Raw genomic sequence first — 19,096 nt, 5'->3', positions numbered from 1 at the left:
AAACAGCGAAACGGGTTCATTTCTGTCCTGTCTGCCAAGACCGCATTGCAAAATGCCGCCGCCGCCTTCAATCCTCCAATTTGTACTAAAATGTCACCCTGCCCCGCTGCAGGGATGGCACATATAAGAGGAGAGGCGCGCAATGACTTTGCCCATTGAAGACAGACTTGGCCTGCAGGATCTTATAGCCAATTATAGCTGGGCGCTGGACACCGGCGATGTCGATGCCCTGGTCGCCTGCTTCACCCCCGATGCGCGCATGGTGGAGGAGGTCTTCGAGGATCCAGACATCTGGGAAGGCCATGAGGGCATTCGCGGCATTGCCGAGCATTATCGCAATGCGCCGGGCTTTCCGGGCCGGCAGCATCATGTCACCCAGACGCAGTTCTTGCCGCAGCCGGACGGATCGGTAAAGATGCGTTCCTTCGCCTTCGTGACCGAATGCGAGGGCGAGCCGCCCTATCTGCTGCGCTTTGCCGGCTGGTATGACGACCATGCCGTGAAAGGGGCGGACGGCGCCTGGCTGTTCCATCGTCGCACCGTGCGCCTTTGGGATGGCGAAGTGCTGAAGAACTTCCCCGGCAAGGGCGAATGGGTGCCGCGCAAGCGCCCGGAATCGCTCATCATCAAGCGGTAACCCGCCCGTCACCCCGCCTTCGCGCCGACCAGGGCCAGCACCCGGTCGGCATAGTCGGGGCGACAGATCAGCAGATCGGGCATGTAGACATTGGCCTGGTTGTAGCGCAGCGGCGTGCCGTCGATGCGGGAGCAATGCAAACCATGGGCCAGCGCGACGGCGACGGGTGCGCAACTGTCCCACTCATATTGGCCGCCGCTGTGCAGGTAGATATCCGCCGCGCCGCGAACGACCGCCATCGCCTTGGCGCCGGCCGAGCCCATCGGGACTAGCTCGGCACCCAGCGCCTGTGCGACCGACAGCGCCTCCGGCGCCGGGCGAGTACGGCTGACGACCATGCGGGGCGTCGCAGGTGCCGGCGGCACGGCGATGGGCCGGTCCGAGCGCATCACCAGCCCCATGTCCGGCAAGGCGACGGCACCAAGGGCGGCCACGCCATCCACCGCGAGCGCGACATGGACCGCCCAGTCCGCCCGCGCCTCGCCATATTCGCGTGTGCCATCGACCGGATCGACGATCCAGACGCGGGACTTGGCGAGCCGATCCTTTGTGTCGCGGCTCTCTTCGGAGAGCAGGCCGTCGTCGGGTCTCTCGCGTCCGAGCACCTCGCATAGATAGGCATTGGCGAGGGCATCGCCCTCATTGCCCAGCGCCTTTCCATCGAAGCGCGCCTCATCCCGCAGGCCGAGCAGCCGCCGGCCCGCTTCCTCCGCGAGGTGCGCGGCCAGCTCTGCGTCCGTCACAGATCCGGGCTCCACACGCCCACGATGCGCTCGACGATGAGGTCCGCCGCCTGCTCGGGCGTGAGGGCCTGGGTGTCGATGCGGATTTCCGGCTTCTCGGGCGCTTCATAGGGACTGTCGATCCCGGTGAAGTTCTTGAGCTCGCCGGCACGGGCCTTCTTGTAGAGGCCCTTGACGTCCCGGCGCTCCGCCTCGGCCAGCGGAGTGTCGACGAACACCTCGATGAACTCGCCCGCCGGCAACATCGCGCGGACCATGTCCCGCTCGGCGCGGAAGGGCGAGATGAAGGCGGTGATCACGATCAGCCCGGCATCGGCCATCAGCTTGGTCACCTCACCGACGCGGCGGATATTCTCGATCCGGTCGGCCTCGGTAAAGCCCAGATCCTTGTTCAGGCCATGGCGGACATTGTCGCCATCGAGCAGGAAGCTGTGGCGGCCCAGCGCGAACAGCTTCTTCTCGACGATGTTGGCGATGGTCGACTTGCCCGAGCCGGACAGGCCGGTGAACCACAGCACCGCAGGCTGCTGGCCCTTCTGCGCCGCATGGGCCTCACGGCTGACATCCATCGCCTGCCAGTGGACATTCTGCGCCCGCCGCAGTGAGAAGTTCAACATTCCCGCCGCAACGGTGGAATTGGTGATCTTGTCGATGAGGATGAAGCCGCCCAGCGTGCGGTTCTCGGCATAAGGCTCGAACACGATGGCCTTGTCGGTCGTTAGCTCGGCAACGCCGATGGCATTCAGCTCCAGCGTCTTGGCTGCGAGATGCTCCATGGTGTTGACGTTGACGACATATTTGGGCGGCTGGACCGTTGCGGACACAGTCTGCGTGCCGATCTTGAGCCAATAGGCCCGGCCCGGAATCAGGGCATCGTCGGACATCCACACAACGGTGGATTCGAACTGATCGGCGGCCTGCGGAGGATTTTCGGCGGACGCGATCACGTCGCCGCGGGAGCAGTCGACCTCGTCGGCAAGGCAGAGCGTCACCGACTGGCCGGCAACGGCTTCGTCCAGATCGCCATCCAGCGTGACGATGCGCGTGACCGTGCTGGTCTTGCCCGAGGGGAGCACGCGGATGGCATCACCCGGCTTGATCGCGCCGCTGGCGACCAGGCCCGAGAAACCGCGGAAATCCAGGTTCGGCCGATTGACCCATTGCACCGGCATGCGGAACGGGCGGGCCTGATCGGCGCTGTTATCGACCTCGACCGTCTCCAGATAATCGACCAGCGTCGGCCCCTGATACCAGGGTGTGTTGGCCGAGAGGGTCGTGATGTTGTCGCCCTTGAAACCGGAGATCGGCATGGGTACGAACTGCTCGATGCCGATTTCCTTGGCGAAAGCGGCATAATCCGCGACGATCTTGTCGAACACGGCGCGGTCGTAACCGACCAGATCCATCTTGTTCACCGCGAGCACGATGTGGCGGATGCCGACCAGCTTGGCGAGATAGCTGTGCCGCCGCGTCTGGGTCAGCACGCCCTTGCGCGCGTCGATGAGGATCACGGCAAGATCCGCCGTGGAGGCTCCCGTCACCATGTTCCGGGTATATTGCTCGTGACCCGGCGTATCGGCGACGATGAACTTGCGCTTTTCCGTCGTGAAGAAGCGATAGGCGACATCGATGGTGATGCCCTGCTCGCGCTCGGCGGCGAGACCATCGACCAGCAGCGCGAAGTCGATCTCCTGCCCCTGCGTGCCGACGCGCTTGCTGTCCGCCTCCAGCGCGGCAAGCTGATCCTCGAAGATCATCTTGCTGTCATACAGCAGGCGCCCGATCAGGGTCGACTTGCCGTCATCCACGCTGCCGCAGGTGATGAAGCGCAGCAGCGACTTGTGCTGATGCTGCTCCAGATAAGCATCGATATCCTGCGCGATGAGGGCATCGGTCTGGTAGACCGGCGTCTCGAGGGTGGCGTCGGCCATCAGAAATAGCCCTCCTGCTTTTTCTTCTCCATGCTCGCGGCACCGCCATCCTTGTCGATGATGCGGCCCTGCCGCTCGCTGGTGGTGGTGAGCAGCATTTCCTGAATGACCTCCGACAGCGTGCTCGCCTCGCTCTCGACCGCGCCGGTGAGCGGGTAGCAGCCCAATGTGCGGAAGCGGATCGAGCGCATCACCGGCTCCTCGCCGGGGCGCAGCGGAAAGCGCTCGTCATCGACCATCAGCAGCATCCCGTCCCGCTCCACGGTCGGGCGCGGCTGTGCGAAGTAGAGCGGCACGATGGGGATGCGGTTGAGCTGGATATATTGCCAGATGTCCAGCTCGGTCCAGTTGCTGATCGGGAAGACACGGATGCTCTCGCCCTTGGCCTTCTTCGCATTGTAGAGGTTCCACAGCTCCGGGCGCTGGTTCTTGGGATCCCAGCCATGGCTCGCGGTGCGGAAGGAGAAGATGCGCTCCTTGGCGCGGCTCTTCTCCTCATCGCGGCGCGCGCCGCCGAAGGCGACGTCGAAGCCGTAGAGATTGAGCGCCTGCTTGAGGCCCTCGGTCTTCCACATGTCCGTGTGCAGCGGGCCATGATCGAACGGGTTGATGCCCCGCTCCTTGGCCTCGGGATTCTGGTAGACGAGCAGTTCCATGCCGCTTTCTTCCGCCATGCGGTTGCGCAGCTCGTACATCGCCTTGAACTTCCATGTCGTATCGACATGGAGCAGCGGAAAGGGCGGCGGCGCGGGATAGAAGGCCTTGCGCGCCAGATGCAGCATCACCGCGCTGTCCTTGCCCACCGAGTAGAGCATCACCGGCTTTTCCGCCTCGGCCGCCACCTCACGCATGATGTGGATGCTCTCGGCTTCGAGGCGTTCGAGATGCGTGAGCGTACGGGTCATGGAAAGTCCTGGACTGGATGGGCCGGTGGCATTGTCGATCAATCTTGGCCGATTAATCTGGTCCCGCTGCTAGCCCAGCAGCAGAGGTGGTGCAGCAAGCTTTTCCTACGATCCGCCACAGTTTGGCTTGGGCAGTCGCGCCTGGGTCTGCGACTGCCCCGTGGGAAGCGGGCCCTTAAGCCTCTTCTGCCGCCTTCTTCTTGGCCGGTGCCTTCTTCGCGGCAGGCTTCTTGGCTGCGGCCTTTTTGGCTGGCGCCTTGGCGGTCGCGGCCTTCTTCTTGGCCGGTGCTTTCTTGCCTTTCTTCTTGGCCGGCGCGGCAGCCGCGCGCGCATCGATAAGCTGAGCCGCTTCCTCCAGCGTCAGCGCATCCGGCGCAACGCTCTTGGGCAGGGTCGCATTGGTCGTGCCATCAGTGACATAGGGGCCATAACGGCCTTCCATCAGCTTGATCTCGGCCTCTGTGCGGGGATGTGCGCCCAGCACCTTGAGCGGCTCGGCGGCCTTGCGGGCGCCGCCGCGATTAGCGGCATCGGCCAGCTTGGCGACGGCGGCATTCATGCCGGTCTCGAAAATCTCGACCGTCGAGCCCAGCCGGGCATATTTGCCCTCATGCGCCAGATAGGGACCATAGCGCCCGAGGCTGGCCACGATCGGCTTGCCGGTTTCGGGATGATCGCCAATCGTGCGCGGCAGCGAGAGCAGCTTGACCGCCCAGTCGAGCGTCAGTTCGCCATCCGGCAGATCCTTGGGGATCGAGGCGCGCTTGGCCTCCTTGCCATTGCCCATCTCGACATAAGGCCCGAACCGCCCCGACTTGCGCAGGATCGGCTCACCGGTCTCGGGATGCTTGCCAAGCTCTTCCGGCCCGGTATCTGCCTCGCCGCTGCCCCCAGGCTGGCCGAATTTGCGGGTGAACTTGCACTCGGGATAATTGGAGCAGGCGATGAATGCGCCGAAGCGCCCGCCGCGTAGCGACAGGCGCCCGTCCGCGCACAGCGGACAGGCACGCGGATCGCTGCCGTCGGCCCGCTCCGGGAAGAGCATCGGCGCGAGAAATTCGTCCAGTTCGGCAGTGATCTCGGACGGCTTGCGATCCATGATCTCGACCGTCTTGGGCTTGAAGTCGCGCCAGAAGGCTTCCAGCACCGCCTGCCACTGCGCCCGGCCGCCGGAAATCTCGTCCAGCTCATCTTCAAGACCGGCGGTGAACTCATAGGCCACGTAGCGCTCGAAGAAGCGCTCGAGGAAGGCCGTCAGCAGCCGCCCGCTCTCCTCGGCAAAAAACCGGTTCTTCTCGACACGGACATAATCGCGATCCTTGAGCGTCTGGATCGTCGAGGCGTAGGTGGACGGGCGCCCGATGCCCAGTTCCTCCAGGCGCTTGACCAAGCTTGCCTCGCTGTAGCGCGGCGGCGGCTGGGTGAAGTGCTGCTCCGCGCGCACATCGCGCTTGGCCGGCTGGTCACCTGCGGACATGGCGGGCAGCAGCTTGCTGTCCTCATCCGCCACATCGTCGCGGCCTTCCTCATACAGCGCTAAGAAGCCGGGGAAGAGCACGACCTGCCCCGTCGCCCGCAGCGCGTGCTGGCCGGTGCCGTCGGTGAACTCGACCGCCGTGCGCTCCAGCCGCGCCGAGGCCATCTGGCTCGCCAGCGCGCGCTTGAAGATCAGATCATAGAGTTTGGCATGAACGCCCGAACCCACGCTCTCGCGCGTGAACTCGGTCGGGCGGATCGCCTCGTGCGCTTCCTGCGCGTTCTTGGCCTTGGTCTGGTACATGCGCGGCTTGTCCGGCAGATAGCCGCCGTCATAGCGGTCCGCGATGGCCTTGCGCGCGGCGGAGATGGCGCTGCCATCCATCTGTACGCCGTCGGTCCGCATATAGGTGATCGCGCCGTCTTCGTAGAGCTGTTGGGCGACGCGCATGGTTTCGTTGGCTGAAAGACCGAGCTTGCGCGCGGCCTCCTGCTGCAGCGTCGAGGTGGTGAAGGGCGGCGGCGGATTGCGGGTGGCCGGCTTGGTCTCGACCGAGGCGACGGTGAAGCGGCCGGCCTCCACATCAGCCTTGGCAGCCTTGGCATCGCCTTCCTTGCCGATGGTCAGCCGGTCGATCTTCTCGCCACGCCAGCGGACCAGCCGCGCCTCGAAGCTCTGCCCGGCCTGCTCCAGATCGGCCGTGACGGACCAATATTCCTGCGGCGTGAACGCCTCGATCTCGCGCTCGCGCTCGACGATGATGCGCAATGCGACTGACTGAACGCGCCCGGCGGACTTGGCGCCGGGCAGCTTGCGCCACAGCACCGGCGAAAGGGTGAAGCCGACCAGATAATCCAGCGCGCGACGGGCGCGATAGGCATCGATCAAATCTTCATCGAGCGCGCGCGGCGCCTTCATGGCCTCCGTCACGGCGGCCTTGGTGATGGCATTGAATGTCACGCGATCGACCAGCTTGGGGAGCGCCTTCTTGTTGCGCAGCACTTCCTGCACGTGCCAGCTGATCGCCTCGCCCTCGCGATCAGGGTCAGTCGCGAGGATCAGACGGTCGGCCTTCTTGGCCTCGTCGGTGATCGCCTTGAGCTGGCGCGCCTTGTCGCCATAATTCTCCCAGGCCATCGAGAAGCCATCGTCCGGATCGACCGAGCCATCCTTGGCAGGGAGATCTCGAACATGGCCGTAGGACGCCAACACCCGGAAGTCGCCTCCCAGATATTTTTCGATGGTCTTGGCCTTGGCCGGTGATTCGACGATAACGAGTTGCATAGGGTTCCGCTAACGATCCTTACGTGTACGCGCGAGTCTGGAAACGGCTCGGCCGCAACGTCAAGCGAAATGCTTACTCGCCGACATCGGGCTTCTCGGCTGCCACATGCCGGCGGTGCCACGTCGCCTGCCGCCAGATATAGATCAGCACGATCAACAGGATGATGCCCGTCGACAGCGGCCCGAGGAACTTCTCGATGTTGCTGAACCGCCGCCCGAGCACCCAACCGGCAATCGCCAGGCCGGAGCTCCATGCCGCGGTGCCGACTGTCGACCACACGAAAAAGCGGACCAGCCGCATCCGCAGAACCCCGGCGGGAATGGAAATGACCGAGCGAATGGTCGGGAGGACCCGGCCGATCATCACGATCGGCCCGCCGAAGCGCCGAAACAGGCCCTGCGCGCGCTCGACTTCAGGCCAGTCGAGCGTCAGCCAGCGGCCGTATCGCTCGATGAGGGGGCGGAATCGATGCAGGCCGATCATCCGCGCCAGCGCATACCAGAACAGATTGCCGGCCATCGCGCCCGCAGTACCGGCCAGGATCACGCCGCCCAGCCCCATGCCACCCCGCGCGGCGAGCACGCCCGCGACCGGCATGATCACTTCCGATGGGATTGGGGGGAACACGGTCTCCAGAAGCATGAGCAGGAACACGCCGAACAGGCCGGTGCTCTCCACGATATCAAACACCCAATCCTGCATTGAAAACTCCAGTCCAGCGCGCGTTAGCGTTAGGAGACGGGCGGATCTGCAACACGCAGACCCGCCCTGCCTCAACACCCATCAGCGCAAATAGTTGATGATCGCATAAACGCCGATGGCGCAGAGCAGAACAATTATCGATATCGCCGTATAGCCGAAGGGCGAAATCCGCTCGATATGATCCTTGTAGAAGCGCTCATAGCCGGGCCGCAGGTCATCGCGAGCGGACAGCATCGCGACATCATAGGAGGAGGCCTCCTTGCGATACCAGTGGAGAAGGCGGCGCAAATCGTCCTCGTTCAGGTCAGGATATGCGGCGATCAAGGCGTCGATGCGCGCCTGCGCAGCGACAGCCCCGGAGTCGGGGGTCGTCAGTTGTTTCATGATAATTGTCCGAAGTTCGGGTGAGATAGGGCGCCGAGAAGGCGCGATTACCGAGCTTCAGACAGAGGGAGGCGGGCGTGGGCCTTGATTGCGGCGCGCCGCCTGATCGTGGGTTGGGTCAGTGCGGTCCAGCCGCGGCAAGAATTGGGGGACCGCCTCTGTGTGCCCTGCCGCCACGACATCGGGCGCATAGGGGAGCGGCGGCAGCGCCTGATGCAACTCCGCCTTGGTAAACTCGCTCCGCCCCGGCGGGACCAGCGCAACTTCCACCGTCGAAGCGCTGAAAGCCGAGCCGTTGCGCGGCTGGAATGTCGCGGCACCGTCGGGCCATGCCTGCACCGCGATGAGCGCAAGGAGCAACAAGGATAGCAGCCGGCGCATCATCGCGCCGGGCAGTCCTCGCCCCTGCCAGGCGGGCGGCGTGTCAGGCGATGCCACCTCAGGCAAAGCTCACCCGTCCCCCGGCATGGCGCTGCAGACGACCGGCAATCTCAAGCTCCAGCAGCGCCGTCTGCACGCTCGCCGGTGCTAAGCCGCTCTGCCGGATCAGTTCGTCAACCGCCACCGGGCTGAGGCTGAGCAAGCCCGTCACGCGCTGCCGTTCCGCCTCCCCCAGATCGTCAGATGGCGGCTGCGACAGGAAGTCGCGCTGCCCCGAGCGCAGCGCGCGCGGATCGAGCGACGCGATCGCCTCCACGACATCCTGCGCGCTTTGCACCAGCGTGGCGCCGTCGCGAATGAGGGCATTACAGCCATGGGCGCGCGGATCGGCCGGAAAGCCGGGCACGGCCATCACCTCCCGCCCCTCCTCGCCCGCCAGCCGCGCAGTCAGCAGCGAGCCCGAGCGCGGCGCAGCCTCCACCACCACCGTACCCAGGCTCATCCAGGCGATGATCCGGTTGCGGGCGGGAAAGTGGCGGGCAAGCGGCTCAGCGCCGGGCGGCAGTTCGGTGAGCAGCAAGCCCTCGCGCGCAACCCGCTCCTGCAGATCGGCATTTTCCGGCGGGAAATTGACGTCGATGCCGGACCCGATCACCGCAACGGTCCGCGCGATCCCGGCCCCCTGATGCGCGGCGGTGTCGATGCCGCGCGCGAGACCGGAGACCACGACGATGCCGGCCTCTTGCAGGGCATGGGCCAGTTCTCGCGCAAATCGGCAGGCTGCGGCGGAGGCATTGCGCGCACCGACGATGGCGACACAGCGCTCAACGCCCAGCCCCGCGTTGCCCCGGGCGATGAGCACCGGCGGGGCACCTTCGGCCTGGCCGAGCAGAGCCGGGTAATCCGCCTCGCCCAGAAAGAGATAATGCGCGCCCAGCCGCTCGACCTGCGCGATCTCGGCATCGACGCTGTGGCGGTCACAGGGCTTGAAGCGGCGGTTTCCCCCGCGCGAGGCGAGATCGGGGAGCGCCTCCAGAGCGCGGCCCGCCGTGCCGAAGCGGGCCAGCAGCTGCCGATAGGCGACCGGGCCGATATTCGGCGTCCGGATGAGCCGCAGGCGATCGTGCCGATCTGCGTTGAGCCTCGTCATGCGGCGCGGGAGCGTCCCACGCGCGGTTCCTCCCCGCGCAGCAGGCGCGCGATGTTCAACCGATGCCGCCACAACACCACGAGCGCCATGCCGGCGATGGGCGCCGCAAGATCGGGCCGGCCAATCAGCAACGCCGCCACCGGCGCGCTGATGGCCGCGCTCATGCCGCCCACCGAACTGATCCGAAACAGGGCCAGCGCGGCCAACCAGACCGCCGCAAAGACCAGCCCGACGATCCAGGACAGCGCCAGACACACGCCCAGCATCGTCGCCACGCCCTTGCCGCCGCGAAAACTCAGCCAGACCGGATAGCAATGCCCCACAAAGGCCATGACGCCGCCAATAGTGGCGCCGCTGAGGGCCATATCCCCGACCGGCATCAGCCATGCGCCGACCATCGCCGCAACGGCACCCTTCGCCCCATCCAGCAGGAGCGTCGCAGCCGCGAGGCCTTTGCGCCCGGTGCGCAGCACATTGGTCGCGCCGATATTGCCGGAGCCGATCGCGCGCAGGTCCCCTGCCCCAGCCAGCCGCGTAAGGATGATGCCGAAGGGGATGGACCCCAGAAGATAGCCGACAAGCGCGACAAGGGCCGGCAACTGCCATTGCATGGGAATTCTGCTCCTGTTTCGCCGGTGACCTTTGCGCAGCGGCGGGCGATCTTGCAAGCGGGGATCGCGTGCGAGCGCCCGGCGGGTGGCGCGGACAGGCCCATCGCATGACTTTAATTTGCAACATTTCTGTCATCGATCCATCACAGGATGATGGCAGCGCAACCCGAGATGAAGACAATCGCGGTGTTCAGCCTCAAGGGAGGCGTCGGCAAATCCACCTTTGCCGTTAATCTGGCATGGGCCTCGGCAAGCCTCTCTGCGCGGCGGACATTGCTGTGGGACCTCGACCCGCAAGGCGCCGCGACCTGGCTCCTGGCCGCGCAAACGGAAACGCGCGACGCCGCCCGCGCGGTCTTCGCGCGGCAGCTGGAACCGGAAGACATCTGCCAGCCCACCGCCATCCCCGGCCTCGATCTCTTGGCCGCAGACATGTCCCTTCACGGTCTGGAGCGGCTGCTCTTCGATCTGGGTAAAAAGCGCCGGTTGGCGAAGCTCCTCTCGGGCCTCGCGCAGCGTTATGACCGTGTTATCCTGGATTGCCCGCCCGGGCTCACCGAGACAGCCGAGCAGGTGCTGCGGGGCGCGGATCTTGTCGTGGCCCCGGTGATCCCTTCACCGCTCGCGCGCAAATCGCTCGATGACCTAGCCGGCATCCTGATCCGGCGCGGCGGATGGCATCCCCCGATCCTGCCGGTGTTCTCGATGGTGGACCGGCGGCGCAAGCTCCATGCCGAGGCGCTTGAAGCCCATCCAGACTGGCCGATCGTCAGCTACTCCAGCCTTGTCGAGCAGATGGGCTTCCGGCGCGCGCCATTGGCCACCTTTGCAGCTCAGAGCCAGCCGGCCGAGCAGTTCGCGATGATCTGGCAAGCCATCGAGCGCCGTCTCGCCAAAGGGTGAGGCGAAAGGATCAGGCGACCTGCGTCGCCGAGCGCCCGAACAGGCCGATGCTCTCGTCTCGCGACATGGGCCGGCCGAAATAATAGCCCTGAATCTTCGAGCATCCCAGCGCCCGGATGATGTCATATTCCCCTTCGGTTTCTACACCCTCGGCGGTGGTCTCCAGCCCAAGGCTGGTGGCCATGGCCACCACCGCGTTGATGATGGCGAGGCTCTCACGCTGGCCGCGAGCGGCGCCGTGAATGAAGCTTTGATCGACCTTGATGGTGTCGAACCGTGCACGGGAAAGGTAGCCGAGCGACGAGTAGCCCGTCCCGAAATCGTCCAGCGAAAGCCGGATGCCCATTTTCGCCAACCGATCGAGCGCCTGCGACGCGCCCGTCTCCTCCTGCATGAATACGCTCTCGGTCACCTCCAGCTCCAACCGGCTGGCGGGAAGCCCGGACTGCGCCAGAGCTGCGCTGATCTGTGGGACGATCTCGGGATCGCATAGTTGCTGGGCCGACACATTGACCGAGAGGCTCACCGCGTCGGGCCAGTGACAGGCTGTCTTGCACGCCGTCTCCAGCACCCAAGTCCCGAGGCGGGAGATGAGCCTTGTATCTTCGGCGATAGGAATGAAGCGGCTGGGCGGAATCGGACCAAGCTGGGGGTGCGTCCACCGGCAGAGCGCTTCGAAGCCGATGACATGGCGGGACCGCGCGTTGACGATGGGCTGGTAGACCAAGTGAAATTCGCCGGCCTCGATTGCGTTGCGCAACGCCAGTTCGAGATTGCGACGCTCCTCCGCGTCGGCGTGCATCGATGCCGTAAAGCGCAGATGCTTGCCGCGCCCGGCCTCCTTGGCGCGATACATGGCCAGATCGGCGCTGCGCATCAGCATATCCGCATCCGTGCCGTCCTGCGGTGCCATGGCCGAGCCGATGCTGGCGCCGATGAACAGCGTCTGCCCATCGAGCACATAGGGTCTGGACACGACCTCGATGATCGCGCTCGCCAGCCGGTCGACATAGATGGGATCGGCCACCTCGCGCACGACTACGGCAAACTCATCGCCGCCGAGCCGCCCGCAGACTTCGTTGAGCGAGCAGACGCCGCGCAGACGTTCGGCAACTTGGGCCAGAAGCTGGTCGCCGACATGATGACCGAGCGTATCGTTCACCGATTTGAACCGATCGAGATCGATCATCATGAAGGCGCACCGCGTCTGCCACGTCTGCGTGTCTTCGACGGATTTGGCCAGTTCCTCGCCCAGATTGAGGCGGTTGGGAAGATTGGTGAGCGTATCCAGCCGGGCGAGTTGCGAAATGCGCTCATTCGTCTCCTTCTGCACCGTGATGTCGGAGCCGACGCCGCGAAAGCCCAGGAAATTGCCGGCCTCATCCAGCCGGGGAGATGCGGACAATGACCACCAGCGACGCGCACCATCGACCGTGCCGGACAGGCACAGGTCGGAAAAGGACACACGGTCCTTGAGCTTCTCCGCCAGCACATGAAGGGCCGGGTCGAAGTCCCCGTTCGTCCAGGTCGATCCCGCCAGCACCTGAAGGATGGACTGGCCGTCCACCTCTTCCACCGTCTTGCCGAGCATCCGCGCAAAGGCCGGGGAAACCCCGGTCAGACGCCGGGCGGTGTCGGTCTGCCACAGCACATCGGCCCCGTCGCGATCATGCTCGCGCAGCAGGAGACTGACGACCTCGCGCTTTTCGGCCAGCGCCTTGCTGGTCGAGACCTGCACGCCGAACTGGTGCGCCTGCCAGAGGCTTGTCGCCAAAGCGAGCAGAGCATAGATCGCCACGACACCCGCCAGAAAGGGATCGGCATGTCGCAGCATCATCCAGACGGTGCCCGTGCCGATCGACAGGATGAAGCCACTGGCGGACAATGGGGTGGACTGGAACGAAATGGCCACCGACGCCATCAGGCAGCAGGCGATGGTCCAGAATGTGACCACTTCTTCCGGCCTGGCTTCGCCGGTGAAGAGCACCATTGCGGCGACCCATATGGCGCCCTGCAGCCAGCAGATCGCGCCATGTCGCAACAATGCGGCCCGCGTCGCATCGGCATAATCCGACGCCACATTGACCCGGCGTAACCGCAGCAACTGCGCTTGTGAAATACCGAGCACCAACATCCAGACAACGAACATCCAGATATTGATATGGTTGTAAAACCGCGCGCCCACGAGCATGGCAGAGATGGCCGTGATCGTGGTGAAGAGCCCCAGCATCCGGTCTGCGGAGCGCATCTGGCTCCCGCATACAAGGCGCCCCTGCGCCCCGGGAAGCGGACGGAATCCGCACAACAAGCCGAGCGAAACGACTTCTGTGGCGGGCGCTGCGCGCTGGTCTGGGACGGTTGAACGCTTGGTCACGGCGCGGTCATATCGCGCGCAGGTTATCAACCCGTAAGCAAGCGCTTGCAGTCTTTTGCCGCGTCAACCGCTCCGATCAGGCCGCGATGTCATAGGGCACGATTTCCCCGGTCAGATACAGTGTCCGCGCCTTCGAGCGGCTGAGTTTGCCCGAGCTGGTGCGCGGCAGCGAGCGCGGCGGCACCAGTTCAACCACGCAGTTCATGCCGGTGATCGAACGGACGCGCTCGCGAATCTCTTCCCGCAGCCGTGCGCGCTCGACATTGTCAGAGACGCGGCAATGCACCAGGACGGCGGGTGCTTCCTCGCCACCAGCGGTGGTGATGGCGAAGGCGGCAATGTCCCCCTGCTTGAAGCCGGGAAGCTGCTCCACCGCCCACTCGATATCCTGCGGCCAGTGATTCTTGCCGTTGATGATGATCATGTCCTTGGCGCGGCCGACGATGTACAGATAGCCGTCCGAAAGATAGCCCATGTCGCCGGTGTCCAGCCAGCCGTCGGCCATGCAGGCATCAGTCGACTCCTGATCGCGGAAATAGCCGACCATGAGCGAGGGACCGGTCGTCCACACCTTGCCGATGGTCCGCTCGGGCAGCGGGCCGCCGAATTCGTCGCGGATTTCGACAGTCATGCCCATCACCGGCTTGCCGCAATTGACAATCGCGCGGAAACGCTGCGGGCGATCCTCGACGGCATGGCCGCCGGACAGTTCGGTTTCCTCGACCAGCTCCACCATGATGCCTTCACCCGGCGGCATGATGGTCACGGCCAGCGTCGCTTCAGCCAGGCCATAGCTCGGCAGGAAGGCCTTGGGCGAGAAGCCGGCTTCCGCAAAAGCATCAACGAACTGCTGCATCACATCCGGGCGGATCATGTCCGCGCCGTTACCGGCCAAGCGCCAGCGCGACAGGTCGAAGCGTTCGGATGCCCGCGTCTGGCTGGACATGCGACGGGCGCAGATATCGTAACCAAAAGTAGGCGAATAGCTGATTGCTGTGCCCTGATGGCGCGAGATCATATCCAGCCACGCCAGCGGGCGGCGCGCGAAATCCTCGGTCTTGAGGTAATCGGTCGAGACCTGATTGGCGACGACCGAGAGGAAGCAGCCGACCAAACCCATGTCATGATACCAGGGCAGCCAGCTGATGCAGCGGTCGCTCGCGATCAGCTCCATGCCGTGGCTATGGGCGGCGAGATTGCTGAGCAGTGCCTTGTGGGTCACCGCCACGCCATGCGGAAATCGCGTCGATCCGCTGGAATATTGCAGATAGCAGATGTCGTCCGGACCGGCCTGCGGCAGCGCACAGGCTGTCACCGGTGCCGCGAGGAAGTCATCGAAGCTGAGCGGCTCCACGCCCTTGCGGCGCGCGGCCTCACCGGCCATCTCGCTCAGCTCGGCAGGGAAGAGCAGCATGATCGGGTCGCAGCTGTCGAGCTGGACGCAAAGCTGGTCGATATAGCTTTCCTTGCCGCCGAAGCTGGTGGGCAACGGCAGCGGCACAGGCCAGGCACCGGCATAGACGATGCCGAAGAACAACTGGGCGAACTCGGGGCCGGTCTCGGCGATCAGGGCGATCCGCTGCTGGGGCTGGACACCCCGCGCAATCAACCGATAGGCGCAGGCCAGTGCATCGCCGCGCATCTCCGAAAAGGTATAAGGACGCGCAAGATTGCCGCGGGCATCGTGAAAGTTAACTCCACGAACACCCTGCGCAGCATAATCAAGCGCGGCACCCAAAGTATCGAAATCGGCAAAGCGCCGCTCAAGCCGATCTTCCGTCGGTGTTGGCTGCATCTTAAATGACCCTTCTTTTTCCGCCAGATATCATCCCCTTAAGTCAAGGCATGGCGGCTGTTCTCTTGCGTCTACGCCTGGCTGGCTTGCGCTTGTCTGAACCGAAAAGCCGCATTCTATGCCTAGCCCTACCCCGTTCTTGCGCGAGTTAGGCGCGTTTACTTTAAGACAGGGAGTGTGGCACAAAAATGGCGCATGACGCCGCGCCCGCAAAAATCGCCGCCAAAACCGCTTGTCGAAGCGAGCCTTGAGGCGCTGGCTCTCCACTATGTCGGGCGCTTCGCCACCAGCCGGGGCCGACTCGCCGCCTATCTTATGCGCAAGCTGCGCGAGCGTGGCTGGGCCGGCGATTCCCCGCCCCCGACCGAGCGGATCACGCAAAAGCTGGTCGATCTCGGCTATGTGGACGACCGAGCCTATGCCGAGATGAAATCCGGGGCGATGCAGCGGCGGGGCCTCGGGCAACGCCGCATCGCGCAGACGCTGCGGCATGACGGGATCGACGAGACGACATCCGAGCAGGCCGCCCCCGACGCTGCCGCGCAATGGGATGCGGCCGAGCGCCTCGCCCGCCGCAAGCGAATCGGGCCCTTCGCGGCCGAGCAGGCCGACCGGCCGTTGCGGGAAAAGCAGATCGCGACCTTTTTGCGGGCCGGCCACAGCATGCAGACCGCCCGCGACTGGATCGAAAGCGCGCCGGGCGAGTTGCCCGAGCGACCAGAGACCCTGTCAGCAGAGGATTGGGAATGACGAAGAGGCGGCGGATCGGGCGTGGTCTGAACATCGGCGCGCTGGCGACAGCGCTCGCGCTGGCCGCCTGCCATGCGGCGCCGGAGGACAGCGCTAACACCTCAGCGGTTGCCAATAGCGCGGCCCTGCCCGCTGGCAGCACCGAACTTCGCATTCACACGTCCAGCGGCCAGACCCATCGCTTCATCGCGGAACTGGCGGTGGACAAGGAGGCCCAGCAGCATGGCCTGATGGGCCGCGAGACGCTGGCCGACGATGCCGGCATGATCTTTCCGTTCGCCTATCCTAACATGGCATCCTTCTGGATGAAGGACACGCGCGTTCCGCTGGACCTGTTGTTCATCCGCACCGACGGTACGATTGCAGACATCCTGCAGGGTGAGCCGAACAGCCTGCGCCCGCTCGCGGCCAATGAGGCGGTGACGGCGGTGCTGGAAATCCGGCAGGGACGTGCGGAGGCGCTTGGCATCGCCAAGGGCGACCGGATCGAATGGGGCGATTGCGCCACGGATGCAGGCGCCGGTGCTGGTAGCGCGCCCGTGTGGCGAGCGGATCGCTTCTGCCCCTCGTCGCAGCACTGAGCGCACTTCATTCGATTCCACGTTGCCAATCCCCCGTGAGTGCGGCTAAGCGCTCTGGCCATGGGACTGCTCGGCAAGATCTTCACCTGGTGGGACGGCGCCACCATCGGCACCTCGCTGTTCACTTCGCGCAAAGGCACGAAAGTGGGCGAGGACCATCAGGGCAATGTCTATTATGAAGGCGGCACGGACCCCAACGGCCTCACGCGCCGCTGGGTGATTTACAAGGGCGCCAATGATGCCAGCCGCGTGCCTGCAGAATGGCATGGCTGGCTGCACCACAGCATCGACGGCACGCCCGAGAGCCATTTGCCGCCGCCCCGCATCTGGGAAACCGAATTCACGCCCAACCAGACGGGCACGCCGCAGGCCCATCTGCCTTCCGGCGCCATCGCTGCCGGCGGTCGCCGCCAGATGGCGACGGGCGACTACGAAGCCTGGACGCCGAATACGTGATGATTCTCCGGTCCGCGCGGCCGGGCCGATGGTTGCTCGCGCTCGGCATCATTGGACCGCTGACGGCCTGCGGGGACCCCGAGGCAGCCCGCAATGTCGCGGTCGTGCCGGAAGAGCGCACGCAGGACGAGCGCCCCGTGAAGGTCGAGACCGGCTTGCCCGGAACGCCGATGGCGGAGCGCGTCGCGGAGATCGGCCTGCTCAACAAGCGCAACGGCATCACCCAGAAATTCACGATGAAGCCGGGCGTGGCGTTGCGCTCGGGCAATGCCATAATCCGCCTGCGCGCCTGCGAAACCACCGCGCCGTGGGAAATGGACAAGGAAACCGGCGCATTCGTGCAGCTCGACGTGCTGGAAAGCCGCGACAATAAATGGCACCGCACCTTCTCCGGCTGGCTGTTCAAGGAACGGCCTGACCGCAATGTGGTGCTGCACCCGATCTACGACGTCTGGGTGATCAGCTGCGCGATGAGCTGGCCGGAGACCGGGCCGGATACGGTGCGCGTGGCGGATCGCAGCGCACGTTCGGCCGGCGCATCCGGCAACGAATCGAGCGCATCGAACGCGGCAGAAGCCCCCGCAGCGCCGTCCGCGCCTGCCGACAGCGCATCGCCGAGCAATCCCGAATAGGTCTGCGCATCGATCTCCACCGCGCCCAGGGAGGCAAGGTGCGGGGTCATGAACTGGCAATCGAGCAATGTGAATCCGCCGACCCGCAACCGGGCGACCAGCCAGGCCATCGCCACCTTTGAGGCATCACGCCGGCGGCTGAACATGCTCTCGCCAAAGAAGGCCCGCCCCAGCGCCAGACCGTAGAGCCCGCCGACGAGATGGCGCTCGCCATCCTCGTGGCTCCACACTTCCACGCTGTGCGCCAGCTTGCCGTGGTGCAGGCGCACAAAGGCTTCCTCAATGTCCCGATTGATCCACGTCGTCGGGCGATCTGTGGCGCTCTGCGCACACAGGGCGATGACCTGCTCGAACGCGGAATCCGCAGTGACCTCGAACCGGTCGGCGCGCACGGTCTTGCGCAGGGATTTGGAGAGATGAAAGCCATCGAGCGGCAGTATCGCCCGCCGCTCAGGCTCCACCCAGAAGACAGAATTGGCGGCACGGTCGTCGGCCATAGGGAACAGCCCGACCGCATAAGCGCGCAACAGGATCGGTAAATCGATCGCCATTCCCGGCCTTTAGCATCCCCACCGGCCTTTGTCGCGCCCGTCCCTTGGGGCAAAAAGGGCTGGCAGGCGCCACGGGGAGGCGATAGCGATCCGGCACAGTCTGGAGAGGAGCAAGCCTGTGGCAATTTTCGTGCTGGTTCATGGCGCCTGGGGCGGCAGCTGGGGTTATGGCCCCCTTGCCCGCGAACTGCGGTCGGCCGGCCATGAGGTACACGTCCCGTCGCTCACTGGGCTGGGCGAGCGTGCTCATCTGGCTCATGGCGGCCTTACGCTCAGCGATCATATCGCCGATGTGGTCGGCCTCATCGATTGCGAGGGCCTGCGCGACATCATCCTCGTCGGCCACAGCTATGGCGGCATGGTGATCACCGGTGTCTCGGCCCTGCGCGGCACCCGCATCCGCAGCCTCATCTATCTCGACGCCTTCCTGCCGAAGGATGGCGAAATGCTCTGGGACATCGTCGATGACGCGACGCGGGCGATGTATATCGAGAATCAGCGGCAGTCGCCGGGCCTCGTCCAGCCGATCTTCCCGGTTCCGCCGGGCCGGGCCGGGCGCGTCTCGGGCCACCCGCTCCTCACCCTGCTCGAACCGGTCAAACTGGGTGGCGAGGAGGACGCGGTCGCCCGGCGGACCTACGTCTTTGCGTCCGCCAGCCCGCTCGGCTCGTTCGCGCAGTTCCGCGCGCGCTGCACCGCAGACCCGGCCTGGGATGTCCACGAACTCCCCACCAGCCACATGATGTGGGACGATGATCTCCCCGGCATTACACGCATCCTCCTCGATGACGCAGCGAAGGACGAATGACGACAAGTTGCGGAAAGCGCCGTTGACCGCTTGCGCCCGC

The 19,096-nt window shown here is 65.0% G+C and carries 18 protein-coding genes and 1 pseudogene; 7 read left to right on the top strand and 12 right to left on the bottom strand.

Annotated elements, in window-relative coordinates:
- Positions 1–142: 142 nt before the first annotated feature.
- Complete coding sequence (locus M2336_RS11880) at positions 143–637, top strand: nuclear transport factor 2 family protein (RefSeq protein ID WP_264572679.1); 495 nt, start codon at positions 143–145, stop codon at positions 635–637.
- 8 nt (positions 638–645) lie between these two features.
- On the opposite strand, the gene M2336_RS11875 is transcribed toward M2336_RS11880, so the two are convergent.
- From M2336_RS11875 to plsY, 9 genes are all read right to left on the bottom strand, one after another.
- Positions 646–1,380, bottom strand: a complete 735-nt coding sequence (locus tag M2336_RS11875; protein WP_264572678.1) for a 3'(2'),5'-bisphosphate nucleotidase CysQ — start codon at positions 1,378–1,380, stop codon at positions 646–648.
- A complete protein-coding gene (gene cysN / locus M2336_RS11870; RefSeq protein ID WP_264572677.1) occupies positions 1,377–3,311 on the bottom strand; it encodes a sulfate adenylyltransferase subunit CysN in 1,935 nt (644 codons plus the stop codon). Before cysN ends, M2336_RS11875 begins: the two co-directional genes overlap by 4 nt.
- Positions 3,311–4,216, bottom strand: coding sequence for a sulfate adenylyltransferase subunit CysD (gene cysD / locus M2336_RS11865; protein WP_181559499.1), 906 nt, complete (start codon positions 4,214–4,216; stop codon positions 3,311–3,313). The genes cysN and cysD overlap by 1 nt, the downstream gene beginning before the upstream one ends.
- Before the next feature lie 175 nt (positions 4,217–4,391).
- The gene (gene topA, locus M2336_RS11860) at positions 4,392–6,977 is read right to left on the bottom strand and encodes a type I DNA topoisomerase (RefSeq protein WP_264572676.1); all 2,586 of its coding nucleotides are present in this window, start codon (positions 6,975–6,977) and stop codon (positions 4,392–4,394) included.
- A 73-nt stretch (positions 6,978–7,050) separates the two neighbouring features.
- The gene (locus M2336_RS11855) at positions 7,051–7,680 is read right to left on the bottom strand and encodes a DedA family protein (RefSeq protein WP_264593022.1); all 630 of its coding nucleotides are present in this window, start codon (positions 7,678–7,680) and stop codon (positions 7,051–7,053) included.
- Positions 7,681–7,761: 81 nt separating this feature from the next.
- Complete coding sequence (locus M2336_RS11850) at positions 7,762–8,064, bottom strand: hypothetical protein (protein WP_264570147.1); 303 nt, start codon at positions 8,062–8,064, stop codon at positions 7,762–7,764.
- Positions 8,065–8,121: 57 nt separating this feature from the next.
- Positions 8,122–8,502, bottom strand: a complete 381-nt coding sequence (locus tag M2336_RS11845) for a hypothetical protein (RefSeq protein WP_264593021.1) — start codon at positions 8,500–8,502, stop codon at positions 8,122–8,124.
- A 1-nt stretch (position 8,503) separates the two neighbouring features.
- Complete coding sequence (gene dprA / locus M2336_RS11840) at positions 8,504–9,595, bottom strand: DNA-processing protein DprA (protein ID WP_264593020.1); 1,092 nt, start codon at positions 9,593–9,595, stop codon at positions 8,504–8,506.
- Positions 9,592–10,206, bottom strand: a complete 615-nt coding sequence (gene plsY / locus M2336_RS11835) for a glycerol-3-phosphate 1-O-acyltransferase PlsY (RefSeq protein ID WP_264572671.1) — start codon at positions 10,204–10,206, stop codon at positions 9,592–9,594. The genes dprA and plsY overlap by 4 nt, the downstream gene beginning before the upstream one ends.
- 153 nt (positions 10,207–10,359) lie before the next feature.
- Here plsY and M2336_RS11830 point away from each other — a divergent pair, with 153 nt between their 5' ends.
- Positions 10,360–11,109 (top strand): ParA family protein, encoded by a 750-nt coding sequence (locus M2336_RS11830; protein WP_264593019.1) that lies wholly within the window; start codon positions 10,360–10,362, stop codon positions 11,107–11,109.
- A gap of 10 nt (positions 11,110–11,119) precedes the next feature.
- On the opposite strand, the gene M2336_RS11825 is transcribed toward M2336_RS11830, so the two are convergent.
- Positions 11,120–13,357 (bottom strand): putative bifunctional diguanylate cyclase/phosphodiesterase, encoded by a 2,238-nt coding sequence (locus M2336_RS11825; RefSeq protein WP_264593018.1) that lies wholly within the window; start codon positions 13,355–13,357, stop codon positions 11,120–11,122.
- Between the two features lie 202 nt (positions 13,358–13,559).
- The gene (locus M2336_RS11820) at positions 13,560–15,278 is read right to left on the bottom strand and encodes a fatty acyl-AMP ligase (protein ID WP_264572668.1); all 1,719 of its coding nucleotides are present in this window, start codon (positions 15,276–15,278) and stop codon (positions 13,560–13,562) included.
- Positions 15,279–15,473: 195 nt separating this feature from the next.
- Between M2336_RS11820 and M2336_RS11815 the strand changes: the two genes are divergently transcribed.
- The 4 genes and pseudogenes from M2336_RS11815 to M2336_RS18010 all read left to right on the top strand — a co-directional run.
- A complete protein-coding gene (locus M2336_RS11815) occupies positions 15,474–16,028 on the top strand; it encodes a regulatory protein RecX (protein ID WP_264572667.1) in 555 nt (184 codons plus the stop codon).
- Positions 16,025–16,609, top strand: a complete 585-nt coding sequence (locus M2336_RS11810; protein ID WP_264572666.1) for a DUF192 domain-containing protein — start codon at positions 16,025–16,027, stop codon at positions 16,607–16,609. The genes M2336_RS11815 and M2336_RS11810 overlap by 4 nt, the downstream gene beginning before the upstream one ends.
- A 60-nt stretch (positions 16,610–16,669) precedes the next feature.
- Positions 16,670–17,065 carry an NADH:ubiquinone oxidoreductase subunit NDUFA12 gene (locus tag M2336_RS11805; protein WP_181559488.1) on the top strand — a complete coding sequence of 132 codons (396 nt, stop codon included), beginning with the start codon at positions 16,670–16,672 and terminating at the stop codon, positions 17,063–17,065.
- Positions 17,065–17,472 (top strand): annotated as a pseudogene (locus M2336_RS18010) (DUF2155 domain-containing protein); the annotation flags it as partial. The gene M2336_RS11805 and the pseudogene M2336_RS18010, both read left to right, overlap by 1 nt.
- A gap of 35 nt (positions 17,473–17,507) precedes the next feature.
- On the opposite strand, the gene aat reads toward M2336_RS18010, so the two are convergent.
- The gene (aat, locus tag M2336_RS11795; protein WP_264572665.1) at positions 17,508–18,248 is read right to left on the bottom strand and encodes a leucyl/phenylalanyl-tRNA--protein transferase; all 741 of its coding nucleotides are present in this window, start codon (positions 18,246–18,248) and stop codon (positions 17,508–17,510) included.
- A gap of 118 nt (positions 18,249–18,366) precedes the next feature.
- Between aat and M2336_RS11790 the strand changes: the two genes are divergently transcribed.
- Positions 18,367–19,056 (top strand): alpha/beta fold hydrolase, encoded by a 690-nt coding sequence (locus tag M2336_RS11790; RefSeq protein WP_264572664.1) that lies wholly within the window; start codon positions 18,367–18,369, stop codon positions 19,054–19,056.
- Positions 19,057–19,096: the final 40 nt, after the last annotated feature.

It is taken from the genome of Sphingobium sp. B1D7B, assembly GCF_025961965.1.
Classification (GTDB): Bacteria; Pseudomonadota; Alphaproteobacteria; order Sphingomonadales; family Sphingomonadaceae; genus Sphingobium.
Note: the sequence above shows the minus strand (reverse complement) of the source record. Positions and strands in the feature narration are given on the sequence as shown.